18 protein-coding genes are annotated in these 19,147 nt (G+C 72.8%); 15 read left to right on the plus strand and 3 right to left on the minus strand.

All coding sequences use genetic code 11. The features are described from left to right. Positions 1–221: 221 nt before the first annotated feature. Positions 222–593 carry a single-stranded DNA-binding protein gene (locus ABD875_RS01660; protein WP_345170730.1) on the plus strand — a complete coding sequence of 124 codons (372 nt, stop codon included), beginning with the start codon at positions 222–224 and terminating at the stop codon, positions 591–593. Here the strand turns inward: ABD875_RS01660 and ABD875_RS01665 are convergent. Further along, positions 568–1,692: a DUF1015 family protein gene (locus ABD875_RS01665; RefSeq protein ID WP_345170731.1), complete on the minus strand. Its 1,125-nt coding sequence runs from the start codon at positions 1,690–1,692 to the stop codon at positions 568–570. The genes ABD875_RS01660 and ABD875_RS01665 overlap by 26 nt on opposite strands. 14 nt (positions 1,693–1,706) lie before the next feature. On the opposite strand from ABD875_RS01665, the gene ABD875_RS01670 reads away from it, so the two are divergent. The 13 genes from ABD875_RS01670 to ABD875_RS01730 all read left to right on the plus strand — a co-directional run bounded on the left by ABD875_RS01670 (position 1,707) and on the right by ABD875_RS01730 (position 16,248). Beyond that, complete coding sequence (locus ABD875_RS01670) at positions 1,707–2,738, plus strand: HAD-IIA family hydrolase (RefSeq protein WP_345170732.1); 1,032 nt, start codon at positions 1,707–1,709, stop codon at positions 2,736–2,738. Positions 2,739–2,747: 9 nt separating this feature from the next. After that, positions 2,748–2,969: a hypothetical protein gene (locus ABD875_RS01675; protein WP_345170733.1), complete on the plus strand. Its 222-nt coding sequence runs from the start codon at positions 2,748–2,750 to the stop codon at positions 2,967–2,969. Between the two features lie 2 nt (positions 2,970–2,971). Further along, the gene (locus ABD875_RS01680) at positions 2,972–3,811 is read left to right on the plus strand and encodes a TlyA family RNA methyltransferase (protein WP_345170734.1); all 840 of its coding nucleotides are present in this window, start codon (positions 2,972–2,974) and stop codon (positions 3,809–3,811) included. Next, the gene (locus ABD875_RS01685) at positions 3,808–4,752 is read left to right on the plus strand and encodes an NAD kinase (RefSeq protein ID WP_345170735.1); all 945 of its coding nucleotides are present in this window, start codon (positions 3,808–3,810) and stop codon (positions 4,750–4,752) included. The genes ABD875_RS01680 and ABD875_RS01685 overlap by 4 nt, the downstream gene beginning before the upstream one ends. Then, the gene (recN, locus tag ABD875_RS01690) at positions 4,745–6,439 is read left to right on the plus strand and encodes a DNA repair protein RecN (protein ID WP_345170736.1); all 1,695 of its coding nucleotides are present in this window, start codon (positions 4,745–4,747) and stop codon (positions 6,437–6,439) included. Before ABD875_RS01685 ends, recN begins: the two co-directional genes overlap by 8 nt. A 66-nt stretch (positions 6,440–6,505) precedes the next feature. After that, positions 6,506–7,666, plus strand: coding sequence for a putative cytokinetic ring protein SteA (steA, locus tag ABD875_RS01695; protein WP_345170737.1), 1,161 nt, complete (start codon positions 6,506–6,508; stop codon positions 7,664–7,666). Next, the gene (locus ABD875_RS01700) at positions 7,663–8,511 is read left to right on the plus strand and encodes a copper transporter (protein WP_345170738.1); all 849 of its coding nucleotides are present in this window, start codon (positions 7,663–7,665) and stop codon (positions 8,509–8,511) included. The genes steA and ABD875_RS01700 overlap by 4 nt, the downstream gene beginning before the upstream one ends. Positions 8,512–8,522: 11 nt before the next feature. After that, on the plus strand, positions 8,523–10,217 hold the full coding sequence (pyrG, locus tag ABD875_RS01705) for a CTP synthase (protein ID WP_345170739.1): 1,695 nt from the start codon (positions 8,523–8,525) through the stop codon (positions 10,215–10,217). A gap of 18 nt (positions 10,218–10,235) precedes the next feature. Continuing rightward, a complete protein-coding gene (locus ABD875_RS01710; protein WP_345170740.1) occupies positions 10,236–10,832 on the plus strand; it encodes an NUDIX domain-containing protein in 597 nt (198 codons plus the stop codon). A 134-nt stretch (positions 10,833–10,966) separates the two neighbouring features. Continuing rightward, positions 10,967–12,091, plus strand: a complete 1,125-nt coding sequence (gene ald, locus ABD875_RS01715) for an alanine dehydrogenase (RefSeq protein WP_345170741.1) — start codon at positions 10,967–10,969, stop codon at positions 12,089–12,091. Further along, a complete protein-coding gene (xerD, locus tag ABD875_RS01720; RefSeq protein WP_345170742.1) occupies positions 12,084–13,007 on the plus strand; it encodes a site-specific tyrosine recombinase XerD in 924 nt (307 codons plus the stop codon). Before ald ends, xerD begins: the two co-directional genes overlap by 8 nt. 53 nt (positions 13,008–13,060) lie before the next feature. Continuing rightward, the gene (locus ABD875_RS01725; RefSeq protein ID WP_345172643.1) at positions 13,061–15,523 is read left to right on the plus strand and encodes a DEAD/DEAH box helicase; all 2,463 of its coding nucleotides are present in this window, start codon (positions 13,061–13,063) and stop codon (positions 15,521–15,523) included. Between the two features lie 32 nt (positions 15,524–15,555). Continuing rightward, the gene (locus tag ABD875_RS01730) at positions 15,556–16,248 is read left to right on the plus strand and encodes a VOC family protein (RefSeq protein WP_345170743.1); all 693 of its coding nucleotides are present in this window, start codon (positions 15,556–15,558) and stop codon (positions 16,246–16,248) included. Here the strand turns inward: ABD875_RS01730 and ABD875_RS01735 are convergent. Both ABD875_RS01735 and ABD875_RS01740 read right to left on the minus strand, forming a co-directional pair. Then, entirely contained in the window at positions 16,245–17,360 is a 1,116-nt protein-coding gene (locus ABD875_RS01735) for a glycerophosphodiester phosphodiesterase (protein ID WP_345170744.1), read from the minus strand. The genes ABD875_RS01730 and ABD875_RS01735 overlap by 4 nt on opposite strands. Before the next feature lie 62 nt (positions 17,361–17,422). Beyond that, positions 17,423–18,724, minus strand: a complete 1,302-nt coding sequence (locus ABD875_RS01740) for a glycosyl hydrolase (protein WP_345170745.1) — start codon at positions 18,722–18,724, stop codon at positions 17,423–17,425. A 104-nt stretch (positions 18,725–18,828) separates the two neighbouring features. Between ABD875_RS01740 and ABD875_RS01745 the strand changes: the two genes are divergently transcribed. Then, the gene (locus tag ABD875_RS01745) at positions 18,829–19,128 is read left to right on the plus strand and encodes a GNAT family N-acetyltransferase (RefSeq protein ID WP_345170746.1); all 300 of its coding nucleotides are present in this window, start codon (positions 18,829–18,831) and stop codon (positions 19,126–19,128) included. The last annotated feature ends 19 nt before the right edge of the window (positions 19,129–19,147 follow it).

Consider the following 19,147-nt stretch of genomic DNA (forward strand, 5'->3'; position numbering starts at 1 on the left):
TTTCAGCGCCGATGGTACTGCAACCGAGAGGTTGTGGGAGAGTAGGACGCCGCCGGACATTCTTTCCAGCAGGGCCACGCATTCGTGCGTGGCCCTGCTTGGCATTTCGGCCCGCCTTTCGTCCACAGACGGCGTTGCCGCACGGTGGTGCACAGGCCTCACCGGCACCCGCCGCGATTGTCGGTCCTCTGGCTGAACGTGGTGCGCGGAGGTGATGTGCGATGTCCGCACCGAAGACGAAGTCGACCGCAGCCGCCGAGCTCGGTCTGGCCAACGAGGTCCGCCTGGTCGGCAGGGTGTCCCAGGCGCCCGAGGAGCGCGTGCTGCCCAGTGGAGATTCCCTGTGGACGTTCCGCGTGGTGGTGCCCCGCCCGCCGGGCGCGGCTCGGCGCCGACAGTCGGTCGATGCCCTGGAGTGCACGGCGTGGACGGCTCGTGCCAGACGGTCCGTGGCCGCCTGGGCCGCCGATGACGTGGTCGAGGTCAACGGTTCGCTGCATCGGCGGTTCTACCGAGCCGGCGGTGCGGTCGCCTCGCGGGTGGAGGTGGAGATGAGCTCGGGACGGCTCATTCGTCGCGCAGCGCGCGGATGAGCACTCCGACGTTCGGCTTGGGCTGGAACGACGTCGCCTTCTCCGGCAGCAACCGGTCCGCGGCGGCGACACTCAGGACCTGCTCGAAGTCGAGGGCGGGCATCAGGACCGCGACGCGGTGGTGGCCCTGTACGGCCGCGAGCGCGTCCTCGGCGGTGTGATGATGGCCGATCGTCGACGGCGCGTGCCGCAGGAGCGGGATGAGGTCCTCGTGCAGCACCTCGACGGCCGCGCGCCCGCTGTCGGCCGCGACGTGGAGCGTGATCCAGTCCTGTCCGTCGGTCGCAACCATCCGTTCCCGGCTGAGCCTGGCGACGGCGTGCTCCGCGGCCACGCGCTCGCTCTTGATCCCGGCCCGCTCGGCCGCCTGCTCGACGGCGGTGAGTCCGGTCCGTCCGAGCACCCGGTGGATCGCCCCCAGGTACAACGGGGTGTCGTCCTGGTCGACGAGCATCGCCAGACCGGCGTTCGTCGCCGGGCTCGGCGCCTGCTGCTGCAGGCGGAGGTAGGCGGCGTAGCGGTGGTGGCCGTCCGCGATCAGCGCGCGTGCCGGGGCCAGCGCGTCCGCGAGCCGGTCGATCTCGGCCGGGTCGGTGATCGCCCACACGCGGTGCTGCTGGTCGCCGCGGTCGGTGAACTCGCGGAGCGGGGCGCCCCGCCGCACCGCCTCGAGCTGGGTCCGCGCGGCGTCGACCCCGTGGTGCACCAGCAGGATCGGCGCGGGGTTGATGCTCATCTCGAGCATCCGCTCGGCGAGCTCGTCGGCCTGGGCCGGGTGGATGCCCTCGTGCGGGAAGATCGCCATCTCCGAGCGGCTGGTCGCCCGACGCGAGACGTCGAGGGCGCCGACCAGGCCGCGGACGGTGACGCCGTCGGCGACGTACTCGTGCAGGTACAGCGCCGGCTGCTCGTCTCGGAAGACCTCGCCGCGCTGCTCCCAGAGCCGGAGCCGGTCGCTCACGCCCCGGTGCTTGCGGGTCAGGGCCCGGAAGGACGCCGGGTCTCCGATCCGGCGTGGAGCGAGCGAGAGGCTGCGGAACGGCAGGAGCCGCAAGGGCCGCGCGACGTGGGGTGGGGTGACCACGGAGTCGGCGTCCATCGAAGCATCGTAGGGTGCCACCACATCCGATCCTCGTGGAGGTGTGCGTGCTCGGCACGTCTGAACAGGCCCTGGCCGGCGCGTACGACCTGGCGATGCTCGACCTCGACGGGGTCGTCTACGTCAGCGGCGACGCCGTCCCGGGCGCCGCCGAGCACCTCGCAGCGGCGCGGTCCGCCGGCATGCGACTGGCCTTCATCACCAACAACGCCGCCCGGCCGCCGGCCACGGTCGCCGCCCACCTGCGCGACCTGGGCGTCGAGGCGGCAACCGAGGACGTCGTGACGTCCGCGCAAGCGGCCGCGCGGGTGCTCGCCGACAGGTTCGGTGCCGGGGCGGCCGTCGTCTGCCTCGGAGCGGACGGCCTGCGCGAGTCGCTGCTCGCCGAGGGCCTGTCCCCGGTCGGGGCCGACGACGACGCGGTGGCGGTCGCGACCGGGTACGGCCCGGAGGTGCGCTGGTCGGAGATCATGCGGGCCGCGGTTCGGATCCGCGACGGCCTGCCGTGGGTGGCCAGCAACACCGACGCGACGATCCCGACCGCGTTCGGCGTGGCGCCCGGGCACGGGGTCCAGGTGGACATGCTCCGCCGGTTCGCCGGCGTGGACCCGGTCGTGGCCGGCAAGCCGGAGCGGCCGTTGCTCGACGAGACCGTGCGGCGCGTCGGTGGCCACCGCCCCCTGATGGTCGGCGACCGGCTGGACACCGACATCGAGGGCGCGCGGCGCACCGGCGTGGACTCGCTGCTCGTGCTGACCGGCGTGACCGGGTTGCCCGAGCTGGTCACGGCGTCACCGGACGAGCGGCCGACCTACCTTGCGCCCGACCTCGCCGGCCTCCTGGTCGCGCACGGTGCGCCGGAGCGGGCCGACGTGGGGTGGACCCTGGGCGGCTGGCGCGCCGAGGTGAGCGACGGTGCGTTGCGGCTGGGCGGCGACGGCGCGGTCGAGGACTGGTGGCGGGTGGTCGCGGCGGCGGCCTGGTCGCACCTCGACGAGACCGGCGAACCGGTGCACCTGTCCGGTGTGCAGGTGCCGTCGCGGTAGCCTCGGGCCATGACTGAGGACCCGGACTTCCCCGGCCCCGAGGAGCCGGAGACGGTGCCGTCGGAGCCCGAGCGCGTGCGCACCGGGGTCACGGACGTGGACGCGGTGATCACGGCGGTCGAGGAGCTCGAGGAGCGCCCGCTCGAGGAGCACGTCGGTGTCTTCGAGACGGCCCACGAGCAGCTGCGGCGTGCGCTGGATCGCCCTGCTGACCCTGCCGACACCGCCTGACCGTGCCGCCACGACGACTCCGTCTGGACGCCGAGCTGGTCCGCCGGGGGCTGGCCCGCTCGCGCGAGCATGCCGGCGATCTGATCGCGCAGGGCCGGGTGAAGGTGTCCGGCGCGGTCGCGACGAAGCCCGCGACGGGAGTGACGACCGACGTGGCGATCGTGGTCGCCGACGACCCGGACCGGCCGGACTACGTGTCCCGCGGGGGCCACAAGCTGGCCGGGGCGCTGGCGGCGTTCGAGCCGCACGGGTTCGTGGTCTCCGGGCGGCGGTGCCTCGACGCAGGTGCGTCGACGGGCGGGTTCACCGACGTGCTGCTGCGCCACGGTGCCGCGCAGGTGGTGGCGGTGGACGTGGGGTACGGCCAGCTGGCCTGGAAGCTGCAGTCCGACGACCGGGTGCTGGTGCGTGACCGCGTCAACGTCCGCGAGCTGACCGAGGAGATCACCGACGGTCCCGTGGACGTCGTGGTCGGCGACCTGTCGTTCATCTCGCTGGAGCTCGTGCTGGATGCCCTGTTCGGCGTCACCGCGTCCGACGGCGACCTGGCACTGATGGTGAAGCCCCAGTTCGAGGTGGGCAAGGAGCGGCTCGGCAAGGGCGGCGTCGTGCGCGACCCCGCGCTACGCGCCGAGATGGTCGTGAAGGTGGCGGCCGCGGCGGCGCAGCGCGGCTGGGGCGCGCGGATGGTGGCGACCAGTCCGCTGCCCGGGCCGTCGGGCAACGTGGAGTTCTTCCTGTGGCTGCGGCACGGTCCGGCGACCCTCGACGAGGAGGCGATCCACAGCGCGGTGCGCGCCGCCGCGCCACCGGGGGCGGCGAGTGAGAAGGTGGAGCCGTGACGGAGGCAGCGGAGACCCGGCGCGTGCTGTTGGTCGCCCACACCGGGCGAGACGACGCACGGGAGGTCGCGCGCGGCTTCGTGAAGGCCCTGACCTCGCACGGGCTGGTCGTCCGGCTGCTCGCGCCCGAGGCGGCCGACCTCGGCCTCGAGGCGGCCGACGGGACGATCGAGGTCGTCGTCGACGACGTGCGCGCCTGCGAGCTGACCGTGGTGATCGGCGGGGACGGCACCATCCTGCGTGCCGCGGAGCTGACCCGCGGGTCCGACGCTCCCGTGCTCGGGGTGAACCTCGGCCACGTCGGCTTTCTGGCTGAGGCGGAGTACGACGACCTGGACTCGACGATCGAGGCGATCGTCGCCCGGCGCTACACGATCGAGGACCGGCTCACGCTGGACGTGACGGTGCAGCGCGACGGAGAGCTCGTCGCCCGCACTTGGGCACTGAACGAGGCGAGCGTCGAGAAGGCTTCGCGTGAGCGGATGCTCGAGGTCGTGGTCGAGGTGGACGGCCGCCCACTGTCGCGGTGGGGCTGCGACGGCGTCGTCTGCGCGACGCCGACCGGCTCGACCGCCTACAACTTCAGCGCGGGTGGTCCGGTCGTGTGGCCGGGTGTCGAGGCGCTGCTGATGGTGCCGATCAGTGCCCACGCGCTGTTCGCGCGGCCGCTGGTGGTCGCCCCCACCTCCGTGCTGGCCGTCGAGGTGCTCGCGCGCACCGACGGCGCGGGCGTGCTGTGGTGCGACGGCCGACGTACCGTCGACCTGCCGCCGGGCGCGCGGATCGAGGTGCGCCGCGGCGAGACGCCGGTGCGGTTGGTGCGCCTGCACGAGGCGCCGTTCACGGACCGCCTGGTGGCCAAGTTCGGGCTGCCGGTCGCGGGCTGGCGTGGCTCTGCCGAGCGTCGGCGCAGTCTAGCCCAGGAGGACGGCGATGCTTGAGGAGATCCGGATCGGCTCGCTGGGCGTCATCGAGTCCTCGACACTGGAGCTCGGCCCCGGCCTGACGGTCATCACCGGTGAGACCGGTGCGGGCAAGACCATGATCGTGACGGCGCTCGGCTTGCTGCTGGGCGGTCGTTCCGACAGCGGCGCGGTGCGCACCGGCGCCAAGAGCGCCCGGGTCGAGGGCGTGGTGAGGGTCGGCGACCTGAGCGCGTTCGCCGGCGCCGTCGAGGACGCCGGGGGAGAGGTCGAGGACGACCGGGTCGTCCTCGCGCGCAACGTCTCGGCCGAGGGCCGCTCGCGCGCGTACGTCGGCGGCGCGTCGGTGCCGGTGTCCACGCTCGCCGAGGTGGCCGAGCCCCTGGTGGCCGTGCACGGCCAGTCCGACCAGCACCGGCTGCTCCAGGCGGCCGCGCAGCGCGACGCGCTCGATCGGTTCGGCGGCGAGTCGCTGGCCGCGCTGCTGGCGACGTACGCCGACGTCTACCGCCGGCTCGACGCCGTGGAGCGCGAGCTGGAGGAGGTCGTGGCGCACGCCCGCGAACGCGCCCAGGAGGCGGACCTGCTCCGGTTCGGGCTGGGCGAGGTCGAGGCGATCGCCCCCGAGCCCGGAGAGGACGCCGCGCTCGCGGCCGAGGAGACCCGCCTGGGATTCTCCGACACGCTGCGCACCGCGGCCGAGCAGGCCCGCGAGGCGCTCTCGAGCGAGCAGGGGGACCCGGACGCGCTGGCGACGACCTCGGCGGCACGCACGGCGCTCGAAGGGGTCCGCGAGCACGACCCGGAGGCCGGCGAGCTGGCCGACCGGTTGGCCGAGCTGACCTACCTGCTGTCCGACCTGGCCGCGGACGTCGCGTCGTACGCCGACCGGATCGAGACCGACCCCGCGCGGCTGGCCGCGGTCTCCGAGCGCCGGGCGGCGCTGACCGCGCTGACGCGCAAGTACGGCGAGACCATCGACGAGGTGCTCGCCTGGGCCGAGCGCTCGGCGACCCGCCTGCTCGACCTGGACCACACCGACGAGCGGATCGAGGAGCTGCGCGCCGAGCAGGAGCTGCTGCTCGGCGAGCGCGAGACCGCGGCCGCCGCGCTGACGGCCGCCCGGGTGGAGGCGGCGGGCCGGCTCGGCGCCGAGGTCACGGCGGAGCTGGCGCTGCTGGCGATGCCGCACGCGCGGCTGAGCGTGGACGTGCGCCCTAAGGGGCGCTTCACCGCCTCCGGTGCCGACGAGGTCGAGCTGATGCTCGCCGCGAACACCGGCTCGGAGCCGCGGCCGCTCGCCAAGGGCGCGTCGGGCGGTGAGCTGTCCCGGGTGATGCTGGCCCTCGAGGTCGCGCTGGCCGGGACCAGCCCGGTGCCGACGTTCGTGTTCGACGAGGTCGACGCCGGCGTCGGCGGCGCGGCGGCGGTCGAGGTGGGCCGACGGCTGGCGCAGCTCGCGCGCAGTGCCCAGGTGCTGGTGGTCACCCACCTGCCCCAGGTGGCGGCGTACGCCGACCGGCACGTGGTCGTCGAGAAGTCCTCCGACGGCACCGTCACCAGCTCCGGGCTGACCGTGCTCGACGACGAGCAGCGCGAGCGCGAGCTGTCCCGGATGCTCGCCGGGCTCGCCGACTCCGACACCGCGCTCGCGCACGCCCGGGAGCTGCTCGACGTCGCCCAGGAGCTGCGCGCCGCCCGCTGAGCGCCCGACGCGCCCGGGGTCCGCGCGGTCCGAGATCCCACGAGTCCCTTTGGCAACATGGGGTCAGTGCTGAAGATCCCCGCCCGCCAACGCTCCGCCGTCGGCCTGCCCGGCCTCGCCGGGACCGCCCGGGTCGAGCGCCGCACCCGACAGCTGCTGCCTCGGCTGCGGCCGGGTGACGTCGCGGTGGTCGAGCACGTCGACCTGGATCGCGCGACCGCCCAGGCGCTCGTCGACGCCGGCGTCGTCGCGGTCGTGAACGCCGCGCCGATGATCTCCGGGCGCTACCCGAACCTCGGGCCGCAGGTCCTCGTCGACGCAGGTCTCCTGGTCGTCGACGGCATCGGGACGGCCGGCCTCGCAGCGGTCAGCGACGGGGGCACGGTGCGGATCCACGACGGTGGCGTGTACGTCGGCGACGAGCTGGTCGCCCAAGGTCGCGAGGTCGACCCGGGCACGGTCGCCGCCGAGCTGGACCTGGCCCGCTCCGGGCTGGCCAGCCAGCTGGAGACGCTCACCCACAGCAGCACTGAGTTCCTGCGCCGCGAGCAGGACCTGCTGCTGCACGGCCGTGGGGTGCCGCGGCTGGCCACCAAGGTCGCAGGCCGCCCCGTGGTGGTCGTCGTCGACGGCCAGGACGCCGAGCGGGAGCTCGCGGCGATCCGGCCGTTCGTCCGCGAGCAGCACCCCGTCCTGATCGGTGTCGGCGCCGGTGCCGACCTGCTCCGGGCCGCTGGTCACCGGCCCGACGTGATCGTGGTGGAGGGCGAGCTGCCGCCCGCCAAGGCGCTGCGCGCCGCGCGCGACGTGGTCGTCCGGATGGACCGGGGGTCGCACCGCGACGACCTCGAGCAGCTGGAGCGGATGGGGATCCGGCCGCTGCGCTTCGAGTCCGCGGCCACCCCCGAGGACGCGGGCCTGATCATCGCCGACGCCGCCGATGCCGCGGTGATCGTCGGAGTCGGCCTGCACGCGACCCTCGACGACTTCCTGGACCGGCAGCGCGTCGGTCTGGCCAGCACCTACCTGACCCGCCTCAAGGTCGGCCACCGGCTGGTCGACGCGACCGCGGTCCCGTACCTGTACTCCGGCCGGGTCCGGCCCTGGCACCTGCTGCTGGTGATGCTCGCCGGTCTGGTCGCGCTCGCGGCCGCCGTCGCGGTCACGCCCGTCGGCCAGGAGTGGGCCCAGCAGCTGAACGACACCATCCAAGGACTGTTCTCGTGATCTCGTACCGCCATCACATCGTCTCCCTCGTCGCCGTCTTCCTGGCCCTGGCCGTCGGTGTCGCCCTCGGCGGCGGCCCGCTGAGCGACCTCGGTCGCGACGACAAGCCCGCGTCGGCGCCGACGTCGCCGAGGAAGCAGCCGGCGGCGAAGGCGACGTACGGCGACGAGTTCGCGTCCGCCGGAGCCGCAGCGCTGTACGCGAACGGGCTCCGGGACCGGTCGGTGTCCCTGGTCACCCTGCCGGGCGCCGACGCCGACGTCGTCAGCGCGCTCGGCGCCGAGGTCGAGGCCGCGGGCGGCACCATCGCCGGAACGTACGACGTGCTGCCGGCGCTGACCGACGCGAGCGAGAAGTCGCTCGTGGACACGCTCGGCAGCCAGCTCGCCGACCAGCTCGGCTCGGGTGCGGTCAGCGCGGACGCGCCGACGTACGAGCGGATGGGGCAGCTGCTCGGGCTCGCGGTCTCCGGGAGCTCGGACCTGCCCAGCTCCGAGGCCGAGGCGGTCCGGCAAGGGCTGGCGGGCGCGGAGCTGATGGGCTCGCCGGAGGACGCCGCGCGCGCCCCGGCGGTCCTGGTCGTGCTCGGCGACAGCACCAACCCCGCGATCCTGACCGGCGTCGTGACCGGCCTCGCCGACAAGGCGACCGGGGTCGTGGTCGCGGGCAGCGCCGACGTGCTGACCGACCTCCGGTCCGAGTCGGACGGGCGGGCCGCGACCGTCGACGGAGTCGACCAGCCGCTCGGCCAGGTGACAGCGGTGCTCGCCGTGATCCGGTCGTTCTCGGTCCAGGGCGGTTCCTTCGGTGCGTCGGGATCGGACGGAGCGGTTCCTCTGACGTAGGATGGAGTTCCGTGAGTAACGGGACGCCGACCAAGCATGTATTTGTCACCGGAGGCGTCGCCTCCTCCCTCGGGAAGGGCCTGACGGCGTCCAGCCTCGGCAGCCTCCTCAAGGCGCGCGGTCTGCGCGTCACGATGCAGAAGCTCGACCCGTACCTCAACGTCGATCCCGGGACGATGAACCCGTTCCAGCACGGCGAGGTGTTCGTCACCAACGACGGCGCCGAGACCGACCTCGACATCGGTCACTACGAGCGGTTCCTGGACACCGACCTCGGCCAGATCGCCAACGTGACGACCGGGCAGGTCTACTCCAGCGTGATCGCCAAGGAGCGGCGCGGGGACTACCTCGGCGACACCGTCCAGGTCATCCCGCACATCACCAACGAGATCAAGGAGCGGGTGCTCGCCATGGGCGGGCCCGGCGTCGACGTGGTGATCACCGAGGTCGGCGGCACGGTCGGCGACATCGAGTCGCTGCCGTTCCTCGAGGCCGCGCGCCAGGTGCGCCACGACATCGGCCGCGACAACTGCTTCTTCCTGCACGTCTCGCTGGTGCCGTACATCGGTCCCTCCGGCGAGCTCAAGACCAAGCCCACCCAGCACTCCGTGGCCGCGCTCCGCCAGGTCGGCATCCAGCCCGACGCCGTCGTCTGCCGCGCCGACCGCGAGCTGCCGCAGTCGATCAAGCGCAAGATCTCGCTGATGTGCGACGTCGACCAGGAGGCCGTGGTCACCGCGGCCGACGCCCCGTCGATCTACGACATCCCGAAGGTCCTGCACCGCGAGGGTCTGGACGCCTACCTGGTGCGCCGCCTCGACCTGCCGTTCCGCGACGTCGACTGGACGGTCTGGGACGACCTGCTGCGTCGCGTGCACCACCCGAAGGAGGAGGTGACCATCGGGCTGGTCGGCAAGTACATCGACCTGCCCGACGCCTACCTCTCGGTCGCCGAGGCGCTGCGCGCCGGCGGCTTCGCCCACGAGGCGAAGGTGAAGATCCTCTGGATCCCGTCCGACGAGTGCCAGACCCCGGCCGGGGCGGCCAAGCACCTGCAGGACGTCGACGCGATCTGCGTGCCGGGCGGCTTCGGGGTCCGCGGCATCGAGGGCAAGCTCGGCGCGCTGACCTACGCGCGCACCCACAAGATCCCGACGCTCGGCCTGTGCCTCGGCCTGCAGTGCATGGTGATCGAGTACTCCCGCAGCGTCCTCGGCCTCGAGAAGGCCGGCTCGACCGAGTTCGACCCGGACACCCCCGAGCCGGTGATCGCGACGATGGACGAGCAGCTCGCGTTCGTCGAGGGCGCCGGTGACCTCGGCGGCACCATGCGCCTGGGCCTGTACCCGGCCGCGCTCAAGGAGGGCACGGTCGCACGCGAGGCGTACGGCGCCGCGCTCATCGAGGAGCGCCACCGCCACCGCTACGAGGTCAACAACTCCTACCGCGAGCAGCTCGAGGCGGCCGGACTGGTCTTCTCCGGCACGTCGCCGGACAACAACCTCGTGGAGTTCGTCGAGCTGCCCCGCGACGTGCACCCGTACTACGTCTCCACCCAGGCGCACCCCGAGCTGCGCTCGCGCCCGACCCGGCCGCACCCGCTGTTCGCGGGCCTGGTCGGGGCCGCGATCGAGCGCCAGAAGGAGCTGCGGTTCCCGATCGACGAGTCGGGCCTGCACGTCGAGGTCGACGACGACGAGGTCTGACCGGCTAGCGTCACCTGCATGGTGACGCCCGACCTGGCCGACGTACCCGACTCCTGGCCGGTGGCCTCGAGCGACTACGAGTACGACGGTGGTGGCTGGGTGGTGCGGCTCCGGTCCGACCGGATCCGTCGTCCCGACCACCCCGAGGACGAGCCGTTCACGCGGCTGGTCGTCGAGCACCCGGGAGCGGCGATCGTGCTCGCGCTCGACGACCAGGCCCGGGCGCTGTGCCTGTGGCAGTACCGCCACGCCGTCGGCAAGCGGCTGGTGCAGCTGCCGGCCGGCCTGTGCGACGTCGACGGCGAGGAGCCGCTGGCGGTCGCGCGCCGCGAGCTCGTCGAGGAGGCCGGGTACGACGCGACCGAGTGGATCCACCTCGGTTCCCTGCACTCCTCGCCCGGGATCACGGAGGAGACGGCCCACTACTACCTCGCCCGCGGGCTGACCGACGTCGGCCGCGGGGACTTCGAGCCCGTCCACGAGGAGGCCGAGATGGAGCTCGGCTGGGTGCCCGTCGCGGAGCTCCGGGACGCGGTGGCGGCGGGCCGGCTCGCGGACGCCCACCTCGCGCTCGCGGTGCTGATGGCGCAGGCGCGTGGTCTTCTGGAAAGGTGAGCCCCGACGTCCGTGTGACCTGGCCAACACCCCCGGCCCGGTCCTACGGAATCAGTCGCGGTAGTGTCGGATTGACACGGATTGAGTGCCCGGATCGGGCATGACCAACGGTATCGATGACAGGAGCGGGTTTCGTGAAGGTCGGGGTCCCCAAGGAAGTCAAGAACCACGAGTACCGGGTGGCGATCACCCCGATCGGCGTGCACGAGCTCACCGCACACGGGCACCAGGTCTTCATCCAGCAGGGCGCGGGCGCGGGCTCGGGCATCAGCGACGAGGAGTACGTCGGCGCCGGCGCGACGATGGTCGCCACCGCCGAGGAGGCGTGGGGCACCGACGGCGGCATCGACCTGGTGCTGAAGGTCAAGGAGCCGGTCGCGGAGGAGTACGACCGCATGCGTGAGGGCCTGACCCTGTTCACGTACCTGCACCTGGCCGCGGACAAGCCGCTGACCGAGGAGCTGATCAAGCGCAAGGTCACCGGCATCGCCTACGAGACCGTGCAGCTGCCCTCGGGCGGGCTGCCGCTGCTGTACCCGATGTCGGAGGTGGCCGGCTGCCTGGCGCCCCAGGTGGGCGCCTACTCACTGATGAAGGCCCAGGGCGGCCGCGGTGTGCTGATGGGCGGCGTCGGCGGCGTCGCCAACGCCAAGGTCGTCATCATCGGCGCCGGTGTCTCGGGCCAGAACGCCGCGAACATCGCGCTCGGCATGGGTGCCGACGTCACGCTGCTGGACACCGACCTGGACAAGCTGCGGATGTCGTTCTGGCGCTACAACAACCGCGTGCACGGCCTCGCGTCGTCGAAGCTCGCGATCGAGCAGCAGGTGATGGAGGCCGACATGGTGATCGGCGCGGTGCTGATCCCCGGTGCGGCCGCCCCGAAGCTGGTCACCAACGACCTGGTGTCGCGGATGAAGCCGGGCTCGGTGCTCGTCGACATCGCGATCGACCAGGGTGGCTGCTTCGAGGACTCCCACGCGACCACGCACGCGGACCCGACGTACGAGGTCCACAACTCGATCTTCTACTGCGTGGCGAACATGCCCGGAGCGGTGCCGAACACGTCGACGTACGCGCTGACCAACGCGACCATGCCGTACGCCGTCGCGCTGGCCGACAAGGGCTGGAGGGACGCGCTGCGCGCCGACCGCAGCCTCGCGCTGGGCCTCAACACCCACGACGGCCAGCTGACCAACGCCCCCGTGGGCGAGGCGGTCGGCATCGACGCGATCTCGCTGGAAGCCGCCCTTGGCTGACGTCCAGCGCGCGATCCGCACGTACCTCGACCACCTGGCGGTCGAGCGCGGTCTCGCCGCGAACACGCTCACGTCGTACCGGCGCGACCTGCGCCGCTACCTCGAGCACCTCTCGACGCACGGGATCGAGGACCTGGACGCGGTCACGGAGGCCACGGTCACCGGGTTCCTCGTCTCCCTGCGCGAGGGGGACGCCGACCACCCGCCGCTGAGCTCGACGTCGGCGGCACGCACGGTCGTCGCGGTGCGCGGGTTCCACAAGTTCGCGGTCGCCGACGGCCTCGCCGCCGTCGACCCGGCGAGCGGTGTGAAACCGCCGGCGCCGGCCAAGCGGTTGCCGAAGGCGCTGCCGCTGGCCGACGTCGAGGCGATCCTCGAGGCGGCCGGCGCGCCCGGTACGACGCTGGCGCTGCGCGACCGGGCCCTGCTCGAGGTCCTGTACGGCACCGGCGCCCGGATCTCCGAGGCGGTCGGGCTGGACGTCGACGACCTCGACGCCGTCGACGGCACGGTGCTGCTGCGCGGCAAGGGCAGCAAGGAACGGATCGTCCCGGTCGGCTCGTACGCACGGACCGCGGTCGACGAGTACCTCGTGCGGGGCCGCCCGGAGCTGGTCGCCGCGGGCAAGGGCACACCCGCGCTGTTCCTCAACGCGCGCGGCGGCCGGCTGTCTCGCCAGTCCGCCTGGGCGGTGCTCGTGAAGGCGGCGGACCGGGCCGGTGTCACCAAGGACGTCTCGCCGCACACGTTGCGGCACTCGTTCGCGACGCACCTGCTCGACGGCGGCGCCGACGTACGCGTCGTGCAGGAGCTGCTGGGGCACGCGTCGGTGACCACGACCCAGGTCTATACGTTGGTGACCGTGGACAACCTCCGTGAGGTCTTCGCGACCGCCCATCCCCGAGCTCGTGACTGAGCCGCGTGGCTGACCTCCTCGACGACATCACCGCGTCGGTCGCCGACCGCGGGATGGCGCTGTACCCGCACCAGGAGGAGGCGATCCTCGCCCTGCTGTCGGGGGAGAACGTCGTGCTGGCCACGCCGACCGGCTCCGGCAAGTCGCTGGTCGCCGAGGCCGCGCACCGCGCGGCGCTCGCCGAGGACCGGGTGTCGTTCTACACCGCGCCGATCAAGGCCCTGGTGAACGAGAAGTTCTTCGCTCTCTGCGAGGTGTTCGGCGCCGCCGACGTCGGGATGCTGACCGGCGACGCGTCGGTGAACCCGGACGCGCCGATCATCTGCTGCACGGCCGAGGTGCTCGCGAACATCGCCCTCCGCGAGGGCGCCCAAGCCGACGTCGGGCTCGTGGTCATGGACGAGTTCCACTTCTACGCCGAGCCGGACCGCGGCTGGGCCTGGCAGGTGCCGCTCCTGGCGCTGCCACAGGCGCAGTTCCTGCTGATGTCCGCGACGCTGGGTGACGTCACCGAGCTGGCCGAGGACCTGACCCGGCGCAACGGCCGCGAGACCACGGTCGTCGCGGACGCCGAGCGGCCGGTGCCGCTGACGTTCACGTGGGCGATGACGCCGATGGCGGAGACGCTCGAGGAGCTCGTCACGACCGGCCAGGGCCCGGTGTACGTCGTGCACTTCACCCAGAAGGACGCCGTCGACCACGCCACCACGCTGCTCAAGGCCACCTGGGTCCCGAAGCCCGACCTCGGCACCCGACTCGACCACGTGCGGTTCGGCGCCGGGTTCGGCAAGACGCTGTCGAAGCTGCTGCGGCGGGGGATCGGCGTGCACCACGCCGGGATGCTGCCGCGCTACCGCCGGCTGGTCGAGCAGCTCGCCCAGGCGGGGCTCCTGGGCGTCATCTGCGGCACCGACACGCTCGGCGTCGGGATCAACGTGCCGATCCGGACCGTGCTGTTCACCGGGCTGGCCAAGTTCGACGGCAACCGGCAGCGCATCCTGCGCACCCGGGAGTTCCTCCAGATCGCCGGGCGCGCGGGCCGCGCGGGCTTCGACACGGCGGGGTACGTCGTCGTGCAGGCGCCCGAGCACGTCATCGAGAACGAGAAGGCCAAGGCGAAGGCCGCTGAACGGGTGGCCGCCGGCAAGAAGAACTCCAAGGCGCAGCTCAAGAAGCCGCCCGAGGGCACGGTCGTCTGGAGCGAGCAGACCTTCGACAAGCTGGTGGCCGGCGTGCCGGAGCAGCTGGTGTCGCGGATGAAGGTCGACAACGCGATGCTGATCAACGTCCTGGCCCGCGACGAGGACGCGTTCCCGGTCATGCGCGGACTGCTGATGGACAACCACGAGGAGCGCCGGCAGCAGCTCCGGCTGGCGCGGCGTGCGCTCCGGCTCGCGCGCTCGCTGGTGCGGTCGGGCACGCTCACCAGGCTCGACGAGCCCGACGAGCTGGGCCGGCGCTACGTGATGACCGTCGACCTGCCCGCGGACTTCGCCCTCAACCAGCCGCTCGCGCACTTCGCGCTCGCGGCGCTGGACGTGCTGGACCCGGAGGCCGACGAGCACACCCTCGACATCGTGTCGGTGATCGAGTCCGTGCTCGAGGGACCGCGGCAGATCCTCGCGCAGCAGCAGTACTTCGCCCGCGGCGAGGCGGTCGCGGAGATGAAGGCCGACGGCATCGAGTACGACGAGCGGATGGCGCTGCTGGAGGAGGTGACGTGGCCTCAGCCGCTCGCCGAGCTGCTCGAGGCGACGTACGAGATCTATCGGCAGACCCACCCGTGGTTGCCCGAGGACGCGCTGCAGCCGAAGTCGATCGTGCGCGAGATGTACGAGCAGGGGATGAGCTTCACCGACTTCGTGAGCCGCTACCAGCTGGCCCGGTCGGAGGGTCTCGTGCTGCGCTACCTGACCGACGCGTACCGCACGCTGCGCCAGACCGTGCCCGAGTCGCACCGGACCCCGGAGCTCGAGGACCTCGGCGAGTGGCTAGGGGAGACGATCCGGCAGACCGACTCGTCGCTGCTCGACGAGTGGGAGGCCCTGGCCGACCCCGAGCACGTCCGCTCGGACGTCGCACACCACGAGCCGCCGCCGTCCCCGCGCCCGATCTCCAAGCAGGACAGGGCGTTCCGCGTGATGATCCGCAACGCGATGTTCCGTCGCGTCGAGCTGGTCGCGCGCGACGACCTGGACGGTCTGATGGCGCTGGAGCGAGCCGCTGCGGACCGCACCGACCCGCCCGGTGAGGTCCTGATGACCCGGTCGGTGTGGGACCAGGCAATCGAGGACTACTACGCCGAGCACGACGAGGTCCGGCTCGACGGCGACGCCCGCGGGCCGGCGCTGCTGGCCATCGCCGAGGCGGGCCGCACCTGGAAGGTCACCCAGACCATCCACGACCCCGAGGGCAACCACGACTGGGTGATCGAGGCCGACGTCGATCTCGACGCCTCCGACGAGGCCGGCGAGCTGGTGCTGCGCACGACCGCGATGCGGCCGCTGGGCGGGTAGGTGTCCCCGGGCGACCGCCCTAGGGTGAAGCGATGAGCTCACAGCTGGTGGCGGTGACGTACGGCGCGCTGGCCCCGGACCGGCTGGCCCACTTCTGGGCGGGGCTGCTCGGCCGCGACGTCGTCGCCGACGGTGACGGGGCGCTGCTGCCGGGGAGCGAGAGCCAGGTCGGGCTGCGGTTCGCGCCCGGTGGCGCCGAGAAGGTCGGGCTCAACCGGGTGCACCTCCACGTGACCAGCGAGGGCACGACCCTGGAGGCGGTCGTGGCGCGGGCCGTGGAGCTCGGCGCCCGGCACCTGGACGTCGGCCAGCTGCCCGAGGAGCCGCACGTCGTGCTCGCCGACCCTGAGGGCAACGAGCTGTGCGTGATCCCGCCGGACAACGGCTTCCTCGCCGGTTGCGGGCCGCTCGGCGAGCTCGCGTGCGACGGCACCCGGGCGGTCGGCGTGTTCTGGAGCGAGGCGCTCGGCTGGCCGCTGGTCTGGGACGAGGGCGAGGAGACCGCGGTCCAGTCGCCGTACGGCGGCACCAAGGTCGCCTGGGGTGGCCCGCCGGTGGCGCCGCTGGTGTCGCCGGCCCGCCAGTGGTTCGAGCTGGTGACCGACGACGCGGTCGGTGAGGTGGAGCGGCTGGTCTCGCTCGGCGCCGCCAGGACCGGCGCGGGCGACGGTGTCGTCGTCCTCGCCGATCCCGACGGCAACGAGTTCCGGCTGCGCGGCGCCTAGTCCTCCCAGCGCTCGACGGCCTCGACGGCGGCGTCGGGGTGGTCGGCGAACACGCCGTCCACGCCCGCCTCCAGGAAGTCGCGCAGCTCCGCCTGCACGTCGCCGTCGGCGTTGGGGTCGGTGCCCGTGCGGTAGTTGGTCGCCATGAACTGGTTCTCGTTGCGGATCGTCCAGACGACGACCTTCAGCCCGGCGCGGTGCGCGTCGCCGACGACGGCGCTCGCCGCCCCGGTCGCGCCGGTGGCGGGGTCGCGCGGGAGAACCCAGTCCTTGTGGGCGCCGAGCCAGTCGGCGTACCGCGAGACCGTCCGCAGGCCGCCCGGCGTCACCATGGCGGCGTACGTCGTGCCGGCCTGGTCGGCCGGCCCGCCGAGCGCGTCGACGAGCTGGACGAGCGGCACCCGGGTCATCCGGTCGAGCTCACGCAGGTTGCCGACCTCGAAGGACTGGATGGCGACGTCCGACCGCTTGGAGTCGAGGCCGAACCGGTCGAGGGTGCGTACCAGCGGCTCCTCCATCGAGAGCCCGATGGAGTCGAAGTACGACGGGTGCTTGGTCTCCGGCGCGACGCCGATCTCGCGGCCCGTACGCCGCTCGGCGCGCTGCACCAGGCACAGCACCTCGGTGAGCGTCGGGATCTCGTACTGGCCGTCGTACGCGGTGTTCTCGGGCCGCACCTGCGGCAGCCGCTCCTTCGCGCGCAGGGTCTTGAGCTCGGCGAGCGTGAAGTCCTCGGTGAACCAGCCCGTGACCGCGCGGCCGTCGATGGTCCTCGTGGTCCGGCGGTCGGCGAACTCGGGGTGGTCGGCGACGTCGGTCGTGCCGCTGATCTCGTTCTCGTGGCGGGCGACCAGGACGCCGTCCTTGGTCGAGACCAGGTCGGGCTCGATGTAGTCGGCGCCGAGGTCGATGGCGAGCTGGTAGGCCGCGAGCGTGTGCTCGGGCCGGTAGCCGGACGCGCCGCGGTGGGCGAAGACGAGGGGCTCGGCCCGGTGTCCGTGCCCCGCGCCCGGCCCGTGCCCGTGCTCGGCGACGGCGGGGGAGACGGTGAGGAGCGGGGCGGTCAGCGCGACGGCGACGGCAGCGGCGAAGGGTGTGATCCGAGAGGTCATGGCCCGATCGAAGCGGGCGCCGATGACCTCCGGGCCAGGGGACGGTGAACGGGACGGGTCGGTCAGCCCACCTGGCAGAAGGCGTTCGCGCAGCCCTTGAGCCACGCCGGACCGCCCTGGAGCGAGCTGATCTGCTTGTCGCCCTGGCTGTCGTCGAACCACAGCATCGCCCAGATCGGCTTCGCCGCCAGCGTGCGCGCGGTCCTCGTGATGACGGCCGGGTTCCAGGCGCCGTCCTCGCTTCGTTCTGGGCCGACCTCGGTGAACGCCATCCGGCGCACCTTCCGGGCGACCGCGGCGTACCCCGTGACGTCGAGTCGGTCCTTCGCGTCGGCCGACGTCGCCTCGGGGTCGTAGCTGTCGATCCCGGCGAGGTCGACCTTCGCGGGCACCAGCGACTCCGGGGCCGCGACGCCGGACCACGTCTTCGCAGCGAAGGAGTAGGCCCACACGATGTTGTGGAGACCGGACTCCTGCGCCCGGCGCTGCATCTCCGCCCAGACCTTCCGGTACGTCGAGGGCTCAGCGTGGCCCCACCAGAACCAGCCGCCGTTCGCCTCGTGGAACGGCCGGAACACCACCGCGACGCCGTTGTCCTGGAACATGCGGAGCAGCTCGAGCTTCTCGGAGTAGTCCGACCAGAAGCGGATGTACTCCGCGGACAGCGGGTCGAGCAGGGCACCGAGGTCGTGCCAGCCGCGGTCGGCGTAGTTGCCGCCCGTGTGCGGGTTGTCGGCGTGCCAGGACACGCTGAGCACGGCCCCGTCGAGGGCGAGCGCGGAGAGGTCGGCGACGGCGCGGTCGAGGAACGGGAACTCGTAGCTGCCGGTCTTGGCCAGCTCCCACAGGTCGAAGCCGACGACGTTGACCCGCTGCGGAGCCAGGGCGGTGAGCGGGTCGAGGAAGTCGCTGCTCGAGACGTTGAGCTGCTGGCCGACGCCCATGAGCCCGGCCGCCTTCCAGCGGTCCAGGCGCGCGGCCAGGCACTTCGCGGCGTCGTTGGCCGCGGGGTCGACGAGCTTGTACTTCGGGGTGCAGGACTGCGACGACCGGGTCCGCAGGGTCACCTGCGGCGAGCGCACCGCGGCCTTGCCGTTCCACGCCTCGGCCGTCACGCGCAGCACCTGGTCGGACGGCGCGGCGGTGTCGAGGGCGACCACGGCGCGTCCGGTGGCGTCGAGCGTGGCGTCGGCGAGCCGGTCCCAGCCGCCCTGGTTCAGCCGCTGCACCTCGACGGGGCGACCGGACTGCGCCGGCGGGAGCTGGGCGACCAGCGCGGCGGGCTCACCGGTCGTGACGACCGGGGGAGCGAGCCGGACGCTGAGCGTGGTGGCCCTCCGATCGGGGTCGTCCGGGCGCGCCACGACAGGAGTCGCCCCGGAAACGATCAATCCCCCCGTGAGCAACCCCGCGAGCAAAGCCGTCACGGCCCCCCGTGGTCGCACACCCGAAGTCTAGGGTTGGGGGCATGGCCGATGTCGTGACTTCCCACAATTCCGATCAGCACCGCTACGAGGCCCGGGTGGACGGTGAGCTCGCCGGGTTCATCGAGTACCGCCAGTCCGTGGGCCTGGTGAACCTCGTGCACACCGAGGTGGACGACCGCTTCGAGGGGCAGGGGATCGGCTCGAAGCTGGCTCGCTTCGCCCTCGACGACCTGCGCGCCGACGGCAGCCACCGGGTGCTCGCCACCTGCCCGTTCATCGTGAGCTGGATCGGCAAGCACCCGGACTACGCCGACGTGGCGGAGGTCCCGTCCGCGGACTGAACCGTCCTCCACAGGGCTG

Source organism: Nocardioides caricicola (assembly GCF_039541135.1).
In the GTDB taxonomy this organism is placed as follows: Bacteria; Actinomycetota; Actinomycetes; order Propionibacteriales; family Nocardioidaceae; genus Nocardioides; species Nocardioides caricicola.